The sequence below is a fragment of the Streptomyces sp. NPDC007164 genome, from assembly GCF_040634135.1.
In the GTDB taxonomy this organism is placed as follows: Bacteria; Actinomycetota; Actinomycetes; order Streptomycetales; family Streptomycetaceae; genus Streptomyces; species Streptomyces sanglieri.
In genome coordinates this window covers 276,000-292,621 of sequence record NZ_JBEYFB010000002.1, presented here as the reverse complement: position 1 = coordinate 292,621, position 16,622 = coordinate 276,000, and the positions used below count along the sequence as shown (strand labels likewise).

The 16,622-nt window shown below is 73.0% G+C and carries 18 protein-coding genes; 11 read left to right on the top strand and 7 right to left on the bottom strand.

Annotated features, from left to right (window positions below; genetic code table 11):
- Positions 1–4: 4 nt before the first annotated feature.
- Positions 5–637 carry a TIGR03085 family metal-binding protein gene (locus tag ABZ622_RS05815; RefSeq protein ID WP_360540745.1) on the bottom strand — a complete coding sequence of 211 codons (633 nt, stop codon included), beginning with the start codon at positions 635–637 and terminating at the stop codon, positions 5–7.
- Positions 638–721: 84 nt separating this feature from the next.
- Between ABZ622_RS05815 and hisI the strand changes: the two genes are divergently transcribed.
- From hisI to lgt, 11 genes are all read left to right on the top strand, one after another.
- The gene (gene hisI / locus ABZ622_RS05810) at positions 722–1,105 is read left to right on the top strand and encodes a phosphoribosyl-AMP cyclohydrolase (protein ID WP_360540743.1); all 384 of its coding nucleotides are present in this window, start codon (positions 722–724) and stop codon (positions 1,103–1,105) included.
- A gap of 12 nt (positions 1,106–1,117) precedes the next feature.
- A complete protein-coding gene (locus tag ABZ622_RS05805) occupies positions 1,118–2,626 on the top strand; it encodes an anthranilate synthase component I (protein ID WP_360540741.1) in 1,509 nt (502 codons plus the stop codon).
- Positions 2,626–3,285, top strand: coding sequence for a TIGR02234 family membrane protein (locus ABZ622_RS05800; protein WP_360540739.1), 660 nt, complete (start codon positions 2,626–2,628; stop codon positions 3,283–3,285). The genes ABZ622_RS05805 and ABZ622_RS05800 overlap by 1 nt, the downstream gene beginning before the upstream one ends.
- A 127-nt stretch (positions 3,286–3,412) precedes the next feature.
- Positions 3,413–3,661 (top strand): HGxxPAAW family protein, encoded by a 249-nt coding sequence (locus ABZ622_RS05795; RefSeq protein WP_189540917.1) that lies wholly within the window; start codon positions 3,413–3,415, stop codon positions 3,659–3,661.
- A gap of 191 nt (positions 3,662–3,852) precedes the next feature.
- A complete protein-coding gene (locus ABZ622_RS05790) occupies positions 3,853–4,242 on the top strand; it encodes a DUF2752 domain-containing protein (RefSeq protein ID WP_360541027.1) in 390 nt (129 codons plus the stop codon).
- A 124-nt stretch (positions 4,243–4,366) separates the two neighbouring features.
- On the top strand, positions 4,367–5,176 hold the full coding sequence (gene trpC / locus ABZ622_RS05785; protein ID WP_360540737.1) for an indole-3-glycerol phosphate synthase TrpC: 810 nt from the start codon (positions 4,367–4,369) through the stop codon (positions 5,174–5,176).
- A gap of 47 nt (positions 5,177–5,223) precedes the next feature.
- On the top strand, positions 5,224–5,403 hold the full coding sequence (locus tag ABZ622_RS05780; protein ID WP_266919255.1) for a tryptophan synthase subunit(beta): 180 nt from the start codon (positions 5,224–5,226) through the stop codon (positions 5,401–5,403).
- Between the two features lie 138 nt (positions 5,404–5,541).
- Positions 5,542–6,822, top strand: coding sequence for a tryptophan synthase subunit beta (gene trpB, locus ABZ622_RS05775; protein ID WP_360540735.1), 1,281 nt, complete (start codon positions 5,542–5,544; stop codon positions 6,820–6,822).
- Positions 6,819–7,631 carry a tryptophan synthase subunit alpha gene (gene trpA, locus ABZ622_RS05770; RefSeq protein WP_360540733.1) on the top strand — a complete coding sequence of 271 codons (813 nt, stop codon included), beginning with the start codon at positions 6,819–6,821 and terminating at the stop codon, positions 7,629–7,631. Before trpB ends, trpA begins: the two co-directional genes overlap by 4 nt.
- 74 nt (positions 7,632–7,705) lie before the next feature.
- Positions 7,706–8,530, top strand: a complete 825-nt coding sequence (locus ABZ622_RS05765) for a thioredoxin domain-containing protein (protein WP_360540731.1) — start codon at positions 7,706–7,708, stop codon at positions 8,528–8,530.
- Positions 8,531–8,640: 110 nt separating this feature from the next.
- Complete coding sequence (lgt, locus tag ABZ622_RS05760) at positions 8,641–9,675, top strand: prolipoprotein diacylglyceryl transferase (protein WP_360540729.1); 1,035 nt, start codon at positions 8,641–8,643, stop codon at positions 9,673–9,675.
- 61 nt (positions 9,676–9,736) lie between these two features.
- On the opposite strand, the gene ABZ622_RS05755 is transcribed toward lgt, so the two are convergent.
- From ABZ622_RS05755 to ABZ622_RS05730, 6 genes are read right to left on the bottom strand one after another with little or no spacing between them, the layout of a single operon-like run.
- Positions 9,737–10,543 carry a CoA ester lyase gene (locus ABZ622_RS05755; protein ID WP_360540727.1) on the bottom strand — a complete coding sequence of 269 codons (807 nt, stop codon included), beginning with the start codon at positions 10,541–10,543 and terminating at the stop codon, positions 9,737–9,739.
- The gene (locus ABZ622_RS05750) at positions 10,540–11,739 is read right to left on the bottom strand and encodes a CoA transferase (RefSeq protein WP_360540725.1); all 1,200 of its coding nucleotides are present in this window, start codon (positions 11,737–11,739) and stop codon (positions 10,540–10,542) included. Before ABZ622_RS05750 ends, ABZ622_RS05755 begins: the two co-directional genes overlap by 4 nt.
- Positions 11,736–12,620 (bottom strand): ribokinase, encoded by an 885-nt coding sequence (gene rbsK / locus ABZ622_RS05745; protein ID WP_360540723.1) that lies wholly within the window; start codon positions 12,618–12,620, stop codon positions 11,736–11,738. The genes ABZ622_RS05750 and rbsK overlap by 4 nt, the downstream gene beginning before the upstream one ends.
- On the bottom strand, positions 12,617–13,990 hold the full coding sequence (locus ABZ622_RS05740; protein WP_360540721.1) for an ADP-ribosylglycohydrolase family protein: 1,374 nt from the start codon (positions 13,988–13,990) through the stop codon (positions 12,617–12,619). The genes rbsK and ABZ622_RS05740 overlap by 4 nt, the downstream gene beginning before the upstream one ends.
- The gene (locus ABZ622_RS05735) at positions 13,987–15,174 is read right to left on the bottom strand and encodes an ADP-ribosylglycohydrolase family protein (RefSeq protein WP_360540718.1); all 1,188 of its coding nucleotides are present in this window, start codon (positions 15,172–15,174) and stop codon (positions 13,987–13,989) included. The genes ABZ622_RS05740 and ABZ622_RS05735 overlap by 4 nt, the downstream gene beginning before the upstream one ends.
- Positions 15,116–16,294 carry an ADP-ribosylglycohydrolase family protein gene (locus ABZ622_RS05730; protein ID WP_360541025.1) on the bottom strand — a complete coding sequence of 393 codons (1,179 nt, stop codon included), beginning with the start codon at positions 16,292–16,294 and terminating at the stop codon, positions 15,116–15,118. Before ABZ622_RS05730 ends, ABZ622_RS05735 begins: the two co-directional genes overlap by 59 nt.
- Positions 16,295–16,622 lie beyond the last annotated feature (328 nt).

Below are 16,622 nucleotides of genomic sequence, written 5' to 3'. Positions count from 1 at the left end.
CGCCCTACATCCCCAGCTCCGCCGTGTGCAGCCGGTCCACCGCCTCCTTGTCGCCCTCCAGGCCCACCGCCGCCGCGTCCTGCCGCCCGAACGCGAAGAGCAGCAGCTCGCCCGGCTCGCCGGTCACCGTCACCACCGGGGTGCCCTTGTGCGCCACCGCCGTCTGGCCGTCCGGGCGGCGCAGCACCAGACCCACCGGTGACCTGCGGCCCAGGATCCGGGCCGTCCGCTCGGCGCGCGACCACAGCACATCGGCGAACACCGGGTCCAGCTCCCGCCGCGACCAGTCCGGCTGGGCCCGGCGGACGTCCTCCGTATGGATGTAGAACTCGACGGTGTTGGCGGCCTCGTCGATCGGCTTCAGGCCGAACGGGGACATCCTCGGCGGTCCGGTACGGATCAGCTGGATCAGCTCCTCGTACGGCTTCGCCGCGTACTCCGCCTGCACCCGGTCCAGGCGGTTCTTCAGAACACCCAGCACCACCCCGCCCGCCGCGTCCGGCCGGCGCTCCCGGACCACCACATGGGCGGCCAGGTCCCGGGCCGTCCAGCCCTGGCACAGGGTCGGGGCCTCCGGTCCCGCCGCCTCCAACAGATCGGCGAGCAGAAGCCGTTCACGCTTCGCATGGGTCGACATGGTCGCCAGCGTACGACCGTCGCGCGCGGTCCGCCCAGTGGACGCCGCACGGAACCGGCCCCACGGCCACGGCACAATGGGCGCATGACCAGCGCGCCCACGCCCAGGACCCCGCCGCCGTCCGGCAATCTCGACCCGGCCATCGCGGCCCGACTCAAGCGCGGTGCCGACGGTCTCGTCCCGGCCATCGCCCAGCAGTACGACACCGGCGAGGTGCTGATGCTGGGCTGGATGGACGACGAGGCCCTGCACCGCACCCTCACCACCGGCCGCTGCACCTACTGGTCCCGCAGCCGCCAGGAGTACTGGGTCAAGGGCGACACCTCGGGCCACATCCAGCAGGTCAAGTCCGTCGCGCTCGACTGTGACGCCGACACCGTCCTCGTCCGGGTCGACCAGACGGGTGCCGCCTGCCACACCGGCGACCGCACCTGCTTCGACGCCGACGTCCTCCCGCTCGCGCAGTAAGGGCCGGCCGCCATGGATCTCGACACCTTCCGCAAACTCGCCGTCGACCGGCGCGTCATCCCCGTCAGCCGCAGGCTCCTCGCGGACGGCGACACCCCGGTCGGGCTCTACCGCAAACTCGCGGGCGAGCGCACCGGCACCTTCCTCCTGGAGTCCGCGGAGAACGGCCGCACCTGGTCGCGCTACTCCTTCATCGGGGTACGCAGCGCCGCCACCCTCACCGCCCGCGACGGACAGGCCCACTGGCTGGGCGTCCCGCCCGTCGGCGTCCCCGTCGACGGGGACCCGCTGCAGGCCCTGCGCGCCACCATCGAGACCCTGCACACCCCGCACGACCTGGTCGTCGACGACGCACTGCCCCCGTTCACCGGCGGCATGGTCGGCTACCTCGGCTACGACATCGTGCGCCGCCTGGAGAAGATCGGCGACCGTACCGAGGACGACCTGCACCTCCCCGAGCTGACGATGCTGCTCACCTCCGACCTGGCGGTGCTCGACCACTGGGACGGCAGCGTCCTGCTGATCGCCAACGCGATCAACCACAACGACCTGACGACCGGCGTCGACGAGGCGTACGCGGACGCCGTCGCGCGCCTCGACGCCATGGAACGGGACCTCTCCCGCCCGGTCGAGAACGCCCCCGCCGCCCTCCCGCCCTCCGAGCTGCCCCCGTACACCGCGCTGTGGGGCGGCGAGGCGTACCAGGACGCCGTGGAGGACGTGAAGGAGCGCGTCAGGGCCGGCGAGGCCTTCCAGGTCGTCCCCTCCCAGCGCTTCGAAACCCCGTGCACGGCAAGCGCGTTGGACGTCTACCGGGTGCTGCGCGCCACCAACCCGTCGCCGTACATGTACCTCTTCCGGTTCGACGGCTTCGACGTCGCCGGCTCCAGCCCGGAGGCCCTGGTCAAGGTCGAGGACGGACGCGCCATGGTCCACCCGATCGCCGGCACCCGGCACCGCGGCGCCACCCCGCAGGAGGACCAGGCGCTCGCCGACGAACTCCTCGCCGACCCGAAGGAACGCGCCGAGCACCTGATGCTGGTCGACCTCGGCCGCAACGACCTCGGCCGGGTCTGCGCACCCGGCACCGTCGAGGTCGTCGACTTCATGTCGATCGAGCGGTACTCGCACGTGATGCACATCGTCTCCACCGTCACCGGCCGGGTCGCCGAGGGCCGCACCGCCTTCGACGTACTCACCGCCTGCTTCCCCGCCGGCACCCTCTCCGGCGCCCCCAAGCCCCGTGCGATGCAGATCATCGAGGAGCTCGAACCGACCCGCCGCGGCCTGTACGGAGGCTGCGTCGGCTACCTCGACTTCGCCGGGGACTCCGACACCGCCATCGCCATCCGCACCGCCCTGCTCCGCGACGGCACCGCGTACGTCCAGGCCGGAGCGGGCGTGGTCGCCGACTCCGACCCGGTCGCCGAGGACACCGAGTGCCGCAACAAGGCCGCGGCGGTGCTCCGCGCGGTGCATACGGCCAACCGCCTCCACGGCGTCCGAGGCGGTAGGGGATAGTGGAGTACGTGAGTGCCGTCCCCGTACCCCAGCCCCGTGCCCGAGCCGCCACCGCGTCCGACGCCTCGGGGAGCCGCCGCAGCCTGGCCGCCGGTCTGCTCCTCGGGGCGGCGGGCGCCACCGTCGTCCTGCTCGCCTCCGGCCAGACCTGGGCCGAGGGCCGGGCGTCCGTCGGCGGCGGCTCGCTGCCACTGACCGCCGACGGCCAGGATGTCACCGGCCTCCCGGCGGCCCTCGCCATAGTCGGCCTGGCCGCCCTCGTCGCCGTCTTCGCGGTCCGCGGCAGCGGCCGGCTGCTGGTCGCCGGGCTCCTCGCCCTCAGCGGCCTAGGCGCCGGACTGAGCGCCTGCCTCGGTGCCGCCGACAGCGCGGCGCTCGACGAGAAGGCCGCGCAGACGACCGGCGACACCTCGGCGACCATCGGCGCGCTCGCCCACACCCCGTGGCCCTACGTCACCGCCACCGGCGGCCTGCTGATCCTGCTCGCCGGGCTGCTCGCCCTGCGCTACGGGAAGCTCTGGCCCACCATGTCGGGACGGTACGAACGGGACGGCACCCCCCGCCCCCGCAAGGCCGCCCGCACCGCCCCGGACCCGGACCGGCCCGAGGACCTCTGGAAGGCCCTGGACCGCGGTGAGGACCCGACGCGCGAGACGTGACCCCCAACTCACGTCCTACCCGCACGTACGGGACAATGAAGCCGAGCTTTCAGCACGGCGGCACCAACAGCGCCACCAGCTTTGCGTACAGCGATACCAACAGCGCATCACCAACAAGGAGCAACTCATGGCGGGCAGCAGCCACGGACACACCCCGGCCGCCTGGACCGGTGTCATCATCTCCTTCATCGGCTTCTGCGTCGCAGGCGTCTTCATGGTCGCGGCCAGCCCCGTCGGCTTCTGGGCCGGAATCGCCGTCGTCCTCCTCGGCGGCGTCGTCGGCCTCGCGATGAAGGCCGCGGGCCTCGGCATGCCGAAGGAGTCGGCGGAGATGGCCCAGGCCAGGGCCCGCGCCGCACAGGCCCAGATCTCCTGACACCACGCGGCACCCGTACGCACACGAGGCGCAGTCCGACCCGGGCTGCGCCTTTCCGCGTCAACGGGGACAATCACCGGGTGGACGCATCGCCTACCTCCGCCGCCGCAGTGCCGGCCCCGGCCTCCGGGCCCGCTCCCGGCCGCCCGTCCCCGCCGGTCTTCCCCCCGGCCCCCGTACCCCCCTCGCGCATCCGGCGGCTGGCCACCCCGGCGGGCGTGCTGGCCGTCGTCGTCGGGGCGTTCGGCTACGTCGGCGCCGTCGACCCCAACCAGCCGGGCCACTACCCGCTCTGCCCGCTGCTCCGGTTCACCGGGCTCTACTGTCCGGGCTGCGGAGGACTGCGCAGCGCCCACGCCGTCGCGCACGGCGACATCGCCGCCGCCCTCGGCTCCAACGCGCTCGCCGTCGTCGGCTACGGCGTCTTCGCCGTCCTGTGGGCGGTCTGGGCGGTCCGCGCCTGGCGGGGCAGGCCGATGAGCATCGCGGCGAAACCGGCCGTCTGGTGGGGGATCGGGGCCGTGCTGCTGATCTTCTCGGTGGTGCGGAACCTGCCGATCGGTTCGGCTCTGGCACCCTGAATGCCCAGGTAGTGGGACATCTACCGACCGGATTCGGGCCGACAGCCCTCCTGCGGATAGCATTGATATGGCTGATCCTGTTCTGCTGTTTACCTCATCACCGTCCCGGAAGGGGGCCGCTCGCGTGAGTGTGCTCGACGAGATCATCGACGGCGTACGCGCCGACCTCGCGGAGCGGCAGGCGCGCGTCAGCCTCGACGAGCTGAAGGAGCGCGCCGCGCGCGCTCCCGCGGCCAAGGACGGAGTCGCCGCCCTGCGCGGCGAGGGCGTCACCGTCATCTGCGAGGTCAAGCGTTCCAGCCCCTCCAAGGGGGCCCTGGCCGCGATCGCCGACCCGGCCGCGCTCGCCGCGGACTACGAGGCGGGCGGCGCGTCCGTCATCTCGGTCCTCACCGAGGAGCGCCGCTTCGGCGGTTCGCTCGCCGACCTGGAGGCCGTCCGCGCCAAGGTCGACATCCCGGTCCTGCGCAAGGACTTCATCGTCACCTCGTACCAGCTCTGGGAGGCCCGCGCCCACGGCGCCGACCTCGCCCTGCTGATCGTCGCCGCCCTCGACCAGGAGGCCCTGGTCTCCCTGATCGAGCGCGCCGAGTCCATCGGCCTCACGCCGCTGGTCGAGGTGCACGACGAGGAGGAGGCGGAGCGTGCCGTGGACGCCGGGGCGAAGATCATCGGTGTCAACGCGCGCAACCTGAAGGACCTCAAGGTCGACCGCTCCGTCTTCGAGCGCGTCGCCCCCGAGATCCCGGACCACATCGTCAAGGTGGCCGAATCCGGCGTCCGCGGCCCGCACGACCTGATCGCGTACGCCAACGCCGGCGCCGACGCGGTGCTGGTGGGCGAGTCCCTGGTCACCGGCCGCGACCCGCGGTCCGCCGTCGCCGACCTGGTCGCCGCCGGCGCCCACCCCGCCCTGAGGCACGGACGGGGCTGACCGGAACCGTGTCCACCGACCGCTGCGCGTACCACGTCCGGCCGGGCCTGCGCCCCGCCGGTACGACGGTCGCCCGTGACCCGCACGCCCCGCTGGCGCGCGGCTGCCGCCCGCGCGGCTGCCGCGCCCCGGCGCGCCGGGTGCACGGCCGGCGCGTGCGGTACGTGATCGGGGACGAGCCCGGTCAGGTCAACGGCATGCGATGGCGCACGGGGTCCGCACCGTAGCGAGCCCCGGCCGACGTACCCGCACCACTCCCGTCGTACGTACGACCGCACCGCCTCGACCGATCACCGGTCGCGGTGGCGCTCCGCTCACGGCGCACACGGTGAATCCACTCATTGCGATGTCGAGGAGCACGTCGGATGTCATCTGACTTCTTCATTCCGGACCCGGAGGGTCTGATCCCCAGCGCCGAGGGGTATTTCGGTGCGTTCGGCGGCAAGTTCATCCCGGAGGCGCTGGTCGCCGCCGTGGACGAGGTCGCCGTCGAGTACGACAAGGCCAAACACGACCCGGCCTTCGCCGCCGAGCTCAACGAGCTCATGGTCAACTACACCGGCCGGCCCAGTGCGCTGACCGAGGTCCCGCGCTTCGCCGAGCACGCCGGCGGCGCCCGGATCTTCCTCAAGCGCGAGGACCTCAACCACACCGGCTCGCACAAGATCAACAATGTGCTGGGCCAGGCGCTGCTCACCAGGCGCATGGGCAAGACCCGGGTCATCGCGGAGACCGGAGCCGGCCAGCACGGCGTCGCCACCGCGACCGCCTGCGCGCTCTTCGGCCTCGAATGCACCATCTACATGGGCGAGATCGACACCGAGCGGCAGGCGCTGAACGTGGCGCGGATGCGGATGCTCGGCGCCGAGGTCATCGCGGTGAAGTCCGGCTCCAGGACCCTGAAGGACGCCATCAACGAGGCGTTCCGCGACTGGGTCGCCAATGTGGACCGCACGCACTACCTCTTCGGCACCGTCGCCGGACCGCACCCCTTCCCGGCCATGGTCCGCGACTTCCACCGGGTCATCGGCGTCGAGGCCCGCCGACAGATCCTGGAGCGGGCCGGCCGGCTGCCGGACGCCGCCATCGCCTGTGTCGGCGGCGGCTCCAACGCCATCGGGCTCTTCCACGCCTTCATCCCGGACGCGGGTGTCCGGCTGATCGGCTGCGAGCCCGCCGGACACGGCGTGGAGACCGGCGAGCACGCGGCGACCCTGACCGCGGGCGAGCCCGGCATCCTGCACGGCTCGCGCAGCTACGTCCTCCAGGACGACGAGGGCCAGATCACCGAGCCGTACTCCATCTCGGCCGGGCTGGACTACCCGGGCATCGGCCCGGAGCACTCGTACCTCAAGGACATCGGCCGCGGCGAGTACCGCGCGGTCACCGACGACGCCGCCATGCAGTCGCTGCGCCTGCTCTCCCGCACCGAGGGGATCATCCCGGCCATCGAGAGCGCCCACGCGCTGGCCGGAGCCCTGGAGGTCGGCAGGGAGCTCGGCAAGGACGGGCTGATCGTGGTCAACCTGTCCGGCCGCGGCGACAAGGACATGGACACGGCAGCCCGCTACTTCGGGCTGTACGACGGGGCCGACGGGGTCGTCGAGGCCGATGTGGCCGACGGGGAAGAGGAGGTCACCAAGTGAGCGGCAATGTTGAGCTGTTGAGTTCCGCCCTCGCGCAGGCGAAGGCGGAGAACCGGGCCGCCCTCATCGCGTACCTCCCGGCCGGGTTCCCGACCGTCGACGGCGGGATCGAGGCCGTGAAGGCGGTCGTGGCGGGCGGCGCGGACATCGTCGAGGTGGGGCTGCCGCACAGCGACCCGGTGCTCGACGGCCCGGTCATCCAGACCGCCGACGACATCGCCCTGCGCGGCGGCGTGAAGATCGCCGACGTGATGCGCACGGTCCGCGAGGCCCACGAGGCGACCGGTGTCCCGATCCTCGTCATGACGTACTGGAACCCGATCGACCGGTACGGCGTCGAGCGCTTCACCGCCGAGCTCGCCGAAGCCGGCGGCGCCGGGTGCATCCTGCCCGACCTGCCGGTCCAGGAGTCCGCGCTGTGGCGCGAGCACGCCGACAAGCACGGTCTCGCGACCGTCTTCGTCGTCGCGCCGAGCAGCAAGGACGAGCGCCTCGCCACCATCACCGCGGCCGGCTCCGGCTTTGTCTACGCGGCCTCGCTGATGGGCGTCACCGGCACCCGCGCCTCGGTCGGCGAGCAGGCCCAGGACCTGGTCCTGCGCACCCGCGCCACGACCGAGCTGCCGGTCTGCGTCGGCCTGGGCGTCTCCAACGCCGGTCAGGCCGCCGAGGTCGCGGGCTTCGCCGACGGGGTGATCGTCGGCTCCGCCTTCGTCAAGGCGATCCTGGACGCCCCCGACGAGGCGGCCGGCCTGGCCGCCGTCCGCTCCCTGGCGGGCGAACTCGCCGAAGGCGTTCGAAAGCGCTGAACCCGGTGTAACCCGAACGGGTGGACCTGGACCGGGGAGGCACGCACGTGCCTCCCCGGTTCGTTGCTGCGGGTGTGAGCGAGAAGAACGAACAGGGAAAAAGGGCCGCGCGAGACCGGCTCGTACAGCAGCGTGAGCGCCAGCGGGCGAGCGAGCGCCGCAGGCGCACGCTGATCGTCACCAGCGCGGTGGTGGGGGTGCTGGCGCTGGCCGCCGTCGTCGGCGTGATCGCCGCCAATTCGGGCGGCAAGAGCGGAAAGCGCGAGGCGGGTCCCCTCGTCGCCCCGTCCGGCGCGACCGGGAAGGACAGCCTGGCCATCCAGGTCGGCGCGGACGACGCCCCGTCCACACTCACCATCTGGGAGGATTTCCGCTGCCCGGTCTGCGCCCAGTTCGAGAACGCCTTCCGTGACACGGTCCACCAGCTGGAGAACAGCGGACAGATCAAGGTCGAGTACCACCTCGCCACGATCATCGACGGGAATCTCGGCGGCAGCGGCTCGCTGCGGGCGGCCAACGCGGCGGCCTGCGCACAGGACGCCGGAAAGTTCCCCGCGTACCACGACGTGCTCTACCGCAACCAGCCCCAGGAGTCCGTCGACACCTTCGGTGACAACGACAAGCTGATCGAGCTCGCGGGGAAGGTACCCGGGCTCGACACCCCCGGCTTCCGCGGCTGTGTGAACGCCGGCAGGCACGACAGCTGGGTCCAGAAGTCCAACACGGCGTTCCAGAACGGCGGATTCCAGGGCACACCGACCGCGCTGCTCAACGGCGAGTCGATCTTCCCGAAGAAGGGGAGCGAACCGATCACGGCGGCGAACCTGAAGAAGTGGGTGGCCGAGGCCAACAAGGGCAAGAAACCGGGCACGGTCACCCCCGCCCCGTCGGGTTCCTGACCGGTCCCCGGGCGGGGTCCGGCAAGGGGAATCGATGACCCGCCCGTTACCCAGACGTTGTCGGGTGGGTTGCCGTACGCCCCACCCGGCAAGGTAGCGTCGACCTTGCCATGGACCTTGCCTATATTCCCAGCCCGTCGACCGGCGTGATCGATCTCGGCCCGATCCCGCTCCGCGGCTACGCGTTCTGCATCATCATCGGTGTCTTTGTCGCCGTCTGGTTCGGCAACAAGCGCTGGGTCGCCCGGGGAGGCAGATCCGGCACGGTTGCCGACATCGCCGTCTGGGCGGTGCCGTTCGGCCTCGTCGGTGGCCGGCTCTACCACGTGATCACCGACTACCAGCTGTACTTCAGCGAGGGTGAGAACTGGGTCGACGCCTTCAAGATCTGGCAGGGCGGCCTCGGCATCTGGGGCGCGGTCGCGCTCGGTGCCGTCGGCGCCTGGATCGGCTGCCGCCGCCGCGGGATCCCGCTGCCCGCCTGGGCCGACGCGCTCGCCCCCGGCCTCGCCTTCGCCCAGGCCTGCGGCCGCTGGGGCAACTGGTTCAACCAGGAGCTGTACGGCAAGGCGACCGACGTGCCGTGGGCGCTGAAGATCAGCGAGGGCCCCAACCGGGTCGCCGGCACCTACCACCCGACGTTCCTCTACGAGTCGCTGTGGTGCATCGGCGCCGCTCTGCTGGTGCTCTGGGCGGACCGCCGCTTCAAGCTCGGACACGGCCGGGTGTTCGCCCTGTATGTCGCCGCGTACTGCGCGGGGCGGGCCTGGATCGAGTACATGCGGGTCGACGAGGCCCACCACATCCTGGGCCTGCGTCTGAACGTGTGGACCGCGCTGATCGTCTTTGTGCTGGCCGTGGTCTACTTCGTGATCTCGGCGAAGGTACGGCCGGGGCGCGAGGAGATCGTGGAGCCGGGAGCCGCGGAGGACGCGGCGGCCGCGGCGGAGTCCGGTGACGCCGAGGGCGTCGAGACCGCCGAGGACACCGAGGCTTCCAAGGACACCAAGGCTTCCGCGGCCGCCGAGGGCGGCGCGGACAAGGCTTTGAAGAAGGCTCCGAAGGCGGACGGCGACGCCGGGCCCGCGGATGCCGTCGAGACATCGGAGAAGAACGGCACCGCGGAGACGGCCAAGAAGGGCTGAGCCGTGTGAACCCGTGCGTGGGGCCCCGGACCGATCGGTCCGGGGCCCCACGCATGTGGTCTCACTCGCCCGCCAGCGCGAGCGTCCGACGGGCCGAGGCCACCACCGCCGCGTCGACGAACCGGCCGTCCGGCAGGGCCAGCGCACCCTCGTCCGCCACGGCCGCCGCCACGATCTCCGCCGCCGCCTCGACCTCCTGCCGCGTCGGGCGGAACGCCCGCTCGATGACCGGGAGCTGGCGGGGGTGGATCGCCGCCCGGCCCAGGAAGCCCAGTGACCGGCCGTGCGCGCAGGAGGTCCACAGGCCGTCCAGGTCCCGAACGTCCGGGAACACCGACTGGGTGGGCGGGGCGAGTCCGGCCGCACGGGCGGCGACCACCACCCGGCTGCGCGACCAGTCGAGGCCGGCGTCGTCCCGTACCCCCAGGTCGGCCCGCAGGTCCGCCTCGCCGAGGGCGATGGAACGCACCTGGGGATGGGACGCGGCCACCGAGTACGCGTGCTCGATGCCCAGCGCCGACTCCAGCAGCGGGCAGAGCGCGACGCCCGGCGCCACGGCCGCGATGTGGTGGACGGACGCAGCGTGCGTGATCTTGGGCAGCCGGAGCTCGGCCAGTCCCGGCAGCCCGGCCAGGGCGATGACGTCCGCCTCGGTGTGGACCCGGACGTGGACCGGCACGGCCGTGTCCCCGGCCGCCTCGGAGAGCAGCTCGGCGGTGGCCGAGCGCGCGTACTCCTTGCGGTCCGGGGCGACCGCGTCCTCCAGGTCCACGATCACCACGTCCGCGCCCGAGTCCCGCGCCTTGCGCACCACTTGCGGCCGGTCCCCGGGGACGTACAGCCAGGTGAGCGGTACCGCCGCCGTCACAGGACGTGCTCCGCCCGAAGTGCCGAGATCTCCGGGCCCGACAGGCCCAGCCCGGTGAGGATCTCCTCGGTGTCCGCGCCGTGCGGCCGGCCCGCCCAGCGGATCGCGCCCGGTGTCGCGGAGAGCCGGAACAGCACGTTCTGCATCCGCAGCGGGCCCAGCTCCGGATCGTCGACCTCGGTGACGGAGTCCAGGGCCCGGTACTGCGGGTCTTCCATCACGTCCTGGACGTCATGGATCGGCGCGATGGCCGCCTCCGCCTTCTCGAAGGCCGAGACGGCCTCCTCGCGGGTGTGCCGGCCGATCCAGTTGCCCACCGCCTCGTCGAGCTCGTCGGCGTGCTCGGCACGGGTGGTGCCGGCGGCGAACCAGGGCTCGTCGATCAGTTCGGCCCGGCCGACCAGACGCATCACCCGCTCGGCGATCGACTGCGCGGAGGTGGAGACCGCGACCCAGTGCCCGTCGGAGGTGCGGTACGTGTTGCGCGGGGCGTTGTTGCGGGAGCGGTTGCCGGTGCGCGGCTGTACATAGCCGAGCTGGTCGTACCAGATGGGCTGCGGGCCGAGCACGGTCAGGATGGGCTCGATGATCGCCATGTCGACGATCTGCCCCCGGCCGGTGCGTTCGCGTCCGGCGAGCGCGGCCATCACGGCGTACGCGGTGGCCAGTGCCGCGATCGAGTCGGCGAGGCCGAACGGCGGCAGCGTGGGCGGCCCGTCCGGCTCCCCGGTGATCGCGGCGAAACCGCTCATCGCCTCGGCCAGGGTGCCGAAGCCGGGGCGGTGCGCGTACGGGCCGAACTGTCCGAACCCGGTGACCCTGACCAGGACGAGGCGCGGGTTGACCGCGTGCAGCTCCGCCCAGCCGAGGCCCCAGCGCTCCAGTGTCCCGGGCCGGAAGTTCTCGATGATCACATCGGTCTCGGCGGCCAGCCGGAGCAGGATGCCGCGGCCGCCGGGAGTGGACAGATCCAGGGTCAGATTGCGTTTGTTGCGGCCGAGCAGCTTCCACCACAGGCCGACGCCGTCCTTCGTCGGGCCGTGCCCGCGCGAGGGGTCGGGCCGGTTCGGATGCTCGACCTTGATCACCTCGGCGCCGAAGTCGCCGAGCATGGTGGCGGAGAGCGGACCGGCGAAGAGCGTGGCGAGGTCGACGACCCGCAGCCCGGTCAGGGCGGCCTGCGCGGGCGCGGTCATGCGGCGTCGATCTCGGTGCGGTACGGCATGGAGGTCGAGGCGCCCGGCCGCTGTACACACAGTGCGGCGGCCGACGACGCCCAGGCCAGCGCCCGGGGCATGGGCCGTCGTTCGCCGAGTGCGACGGCGAGCGTGCCGACGAAGGTGTCGCCGGCCGCGGTGGTGTCGACGGCGGTGACCTCGGGGGCGGGCAGGACGACGGGTTCGCCGCCCCGGGCCGCGTACAGGCAGCCCTTCGAGCCGAGCGTGATGACGACCGCGGGGACCTGGCTGAGCAGGTACCGCGCCGAGGCATGGGGGTCGGTGAAGCCTGAGAGCGCGGCCGCCTCGTGTTCATTGGGGATCAACAGGTCGACGCAGTCGAGGAGTTCGGACGGCAGTGGCTGCATGGGAGAGGGGGTGAGGATGGTCCGGACGCCCTGGGCGTGGGCCACCCGGGCGCCCTCGATCACCGCGGACAGCGGCAGCTCCAGCTGGAGCAGCAGCAGATCGGCTCCGGCAATGGCGGCCATCTCGCCGGGGCCGAGGGCGGTGACGGTGCCGTTGGCGCCGGGGACCACCACGATGGAGTTGGCCCCCGTGTCGTCCACCACGATGTGCGCGGTGCCGCTGGGGCCCTCGACGGTGTGCAGCAGATCGGTGTCGATGCCCGCGTGCTCCAGGTTCGACCGCAGCAGTACGCCGTACTCGTCGTCCCCGACCGCGCCGATCATCGTCACCTCGCCGCCCGCGCGGGCGGCCGCGACGGCCTGGTTGGCGCCCTTGCCGCCTGGGACGGTGCGGAACTCCCGTCCGGTGACGGTCTCTCCGCGCCCAGGGGCCCGTTCGACGTATGCGACGAGGTCCATGTTGGTGCTGCCGAGCACCGCGATGCCGGTCATGGGCACAGTGCCTCCTTGTGGGTGAGCCGGTGGGTCTGTTCGGCGAGTTCGTCGAAGCCGACGGAGTCGAAACCGGGGACGGACGAGGCGAGACGGTTCTTCAGCGGGGTGGTCCAGCGGTCGGGCAGCAGCGAGGGGGCCCCGGCCAGCAGTCCGGCGAGCGAACCGGCGGTCGCACCGTTGGAGTCGGTGTCCCAGCCGCCGGACACCGCCCGGCAGACGGAGAGCGAGAAGTCGCCGTCGGCGTGGGTGAGGGCGGCGGCGAGCAGTGCGGCGTTGGGCAGCACATGGACCCAGTGGTAGCTGCCGTACTCGGCGTGCAGCCGGTCGGCCACCGTGTCGAAGTCGGCGCTGCCGCGGGCCGCCGCGACGCCGAAGCGCACCGCCCGCGCGAACCGCGATCGCGGTGGTACGACCCGTAGGCCGGCCGCCAGGCACGCGTGCACATCGCTGCCGCCCCCGGCCGCCTCGGCGAGCGCCGCGGCGGTGAACATCGCCCCGTAGACCCCGTTGGCGGTGTGGCTGAGCAGGGCGTCGCGATGGGCCTGTTCCGCAGCGGCCGCCGGGTCGCCGGGGTTGGTCCAGCCGTGCACATCGGCCCGGATCTGCGCGCCGATCCACTCCCGGAACGGATTGCGGTACCTGGCTGTGTGCGGGGGTTCGACGCCGTCCAGCAGATTGCGGTACGCGACCCGCTCGGCGGTGAACGTCCGGCCCGCCGGGAGCTCGTCGAGCCAGAGCCGGGCGAGATCGCCGGTGGTGAAGGACGGGCCGTACCGCTGGAGCAACAGCACAGTGAGCAGGGGATGGTTGAGGTCGTCGTCCTCGGGCATGCCGTCGATGTTCTCGGCCAGCGAGTTGGGCGCGGAGCGACGGTTCCAGGGGTAGGTGGCGGCCAGCGGGGCGGGCAGCCCCTTGGCGGTGAACCAGGTGGTGAGCGGCCAGTTGCCGGTGGCGCGGGCCAGTGCGCGGATGCCTTCCAGCGGCAGCTTCTCGACGGGTTTGCCGAGCAGGCAGCCGGCCGCCCGCCCCAGCCAGGCGGCGTGCAGCCGGTCCCGGCTCACCGCCGGTGCGTCTGTCCGGGGCGCCGGCCAGTCGGGGCACGCGGCCCGGATCGCGGCCCGGTCCGTCGGCTCGTCCGCCGCCAACGGCGAGCCCAGCAGGGCGAGTTCGTCGAGCAGTCGCTCGGCGAGGGTCCGCAGCTCGGGGGCCGGCTGGGTGGACGCGCCCGCACGCTCCGGGGCGGGGGAGCCGCCCGCCTCGTACCACCGGCGCGCGACGTCCCGCGCGTCCCGCCCGTCCTCGGCCGCCTGGCGCAGCTCGTGCCCGACGAGGTCCTCCGGCTGCACCCATGTCACCCGTACGGTCATGGCGCACCGACCAGTGCGGCGAACGCCGACTCGTGCGCGCGGCGCCGGGCGGTGTCCCGTACGAACACCTCGCGGGCGACGTCCGCCAGGGTCCGCGCGGGGGCGTGCAGATCGAGGCGGCTGGCCTCGGTGACCGTGCTCACCCAGTCGGCGGGGATCGCCCGCGTACCGTGCAGCGCTCCCGCCACGGCGCCGCTCATGGTGGCGATCGAGTCGCAGTCCCGGCCGTAGTTGACCGAGCCGAGGACCGTGTGCCGGTAGTCGCCGTCGGCGACGAGCAGCATGCCGAGGGCGATCGGGAGCTCCTCGACGGCGTGCAGCCGGGACGGTCTGCGGGCGCCGAGGGACGGGGCGCGGTAGTCGGGGCCGACCGTGTCGAAGGGGGTGACGGCGGTGCGCAGCGGGATCAGCGCCGACTCGAAGTCGTTGTGGTTGGCGGCCGCTTCGCACACCGCCTCGATCGCCGAGCGGGTGCCGTCCTTGGCGAGCGACAGGCAGGTGTCGACGACGGTGGCGGGGGTCGCGCCCGGCGCGCAGGCGGCGGCGACGGCCGCCGCGAAGACCCCGGCCGCCTCCCTCCCGTAGCTCGACTGGTGGGCGCCGGCGATGTCCAGCGCCTCGGCATACGCGGCCTCCGGATGGGCGGCGTTGACCAGGCCGACCGGGGCCATGTACATCGCCGCACCGCAGTTGACGATGTTCCCGGAGCCCGCCTCGCGCGGATCGACGTGGCCGTAGTGCAGTCGGGCGACGATCCACTTCTCGGCGAGGAAGATCCGTTGGAGCGGCAGTGCCTCGGCCTCCAGTTCCGGGATCCAGCGGGGGTGGGAGATCAGCTCGGGCACGAGATGGCCGGCGACCGCGTAGGCGTCGAGATGGTCGCGCACTTCGCCGTACACCCGCACCAGCGCATGGGTCATCAAGGTGTCGTCGGTGACGTGCCCGTCGCCCTTGTGGTACGGGGCGATGGGGCGTGCGGTGCGCCAGTTCTCGCCGTCCCACGGGCCCACGACGCCGTCGATCCGCCCGCCGTGGCGGGCCACGATCTGTTCGGGGGACCGGCCCTCCACCGGGCCGCCGAGCGCGTCGCCGACGGCGGCGCCGACGAGTGCGCCGGCGATCCGTTCATCGAGTGTGAGTGTCGTGGGTCCGGCCTCGGGCAGCGTGGGCGTCGTGGATGTCATGTCCGAATTGTCCACCCGGGGGCTTCGGTTCCGTGTCTGCCAGCAGCCCGGCGAGTTCGATGAGATCGGTACCCGCGAGACGGGGCAGCGCACAGCCGGCGAGGGTGCGGCAGGCCTCGCGCCAGCCGTCCGGGACGGCGCCGATCCCGCCGAGCGCACCGGTCAGCGCACCGGCCAGGGCGGGCGCCGAGTCCGCCACCCGGGACAGGCACGCCGCCGCGGGAACGGCCTGGGCGATCTGGCCGCGGGCGGCGGTGGCCAGGGCGAGGGCGACCGGGACGGTCTCGGCGGCGGCGATCCCGTAGCTGTAGACGTGGTCGACGATCTGATGCTCCAGCACCGGGACCAGGGCGAAGGCGCCCGCCGCCTCGCCGACGAAGTCACGGGCGATCCGTACGGCGTGGGCGGCGTTGCGGGCGATCTCGGTGCCTTCGGGGAGCTGGGCGAGCGCGGCGTTCACCGCGGTGTCCACGTCCGCACCGCCCAGCGCCTCGGCGATCGCCGCCGCCATCGCGCGGGCGCCATGCACCCCGTCGCCGTCCTGGGTGTACCGCGCGTCGAACTCGGCGAGGCCGGCGGCGGCCGCGGGGTCGGCGGGGTGGGCGACGGCGAGCACGGCGGCCCGTACGCAGGCCGCGTCGTCGAAGTAGTGCGGGTTGTCGTGGCCGGTGGCGGGCGGGCGGAGCCCGGCGGCGAGATTGCCGAGCCCGGCCCGTACCGAGATCCGGGCACGCAGCGGGAGCACCGCGGACTCGACCTCGGGGGCGCGGGCGGCCGCCGCGGCGACCTCGGCGGCCAGCGCGTTCCAGGCGACGTCGATGGCGGCCCGCATCCGGCGTTCGGGGGAGAGGCCGTGCAGCGGTCCGGCCGCCGAGGTGAGTACGGTCCCGGCGGCGAAGGCCGCCCATTCGGCGTCGTCGGAGGGCCCCAGCCGCAGCGGTTCGGGCGGCTGGTTGAGCGCGATGGGGACGGGCAGCGTGGTGGTGGCGTTCTGCTCGGCGAAGGTGTCGAGCTCCCGGGTGAGGCGCCGGGTCCACTCGGGCATCCGGGCCGCCCGGTGCCGGGCGGCGGGCCATCCGGCGGCATCACCGGCGGCGAGCCCGAGCAACAGCCCCTCGATCCGGGCCCGGTGCCCGACGGCGGGCCGGGTACGGAGCCGGGCGGCGGCGGGGGAGGTGGGCCCGGGGGTGGTGGGGGAGACGTGGGTGGTGGGACTGGCGGGAGTGGTGGAACTGGTGGGAGTGGCAGGGCTGGCAGAACCGGCGGGAGCGGCAGGGGCGCAGGAGGTGTCGTGCGGGGGTGGTGGTGCGTCGGCCGTCGTACGCGGTTTGCTCCGGGGCTCGTTGCTCCGGATCGCGACCGCGACCGTATCCGTGTCCGCGACCGTATCCGTGCCCGCGACCGTATCCGTGCCCGTGCCCGTGCCCGCGACCGCGACCGAGACCGAG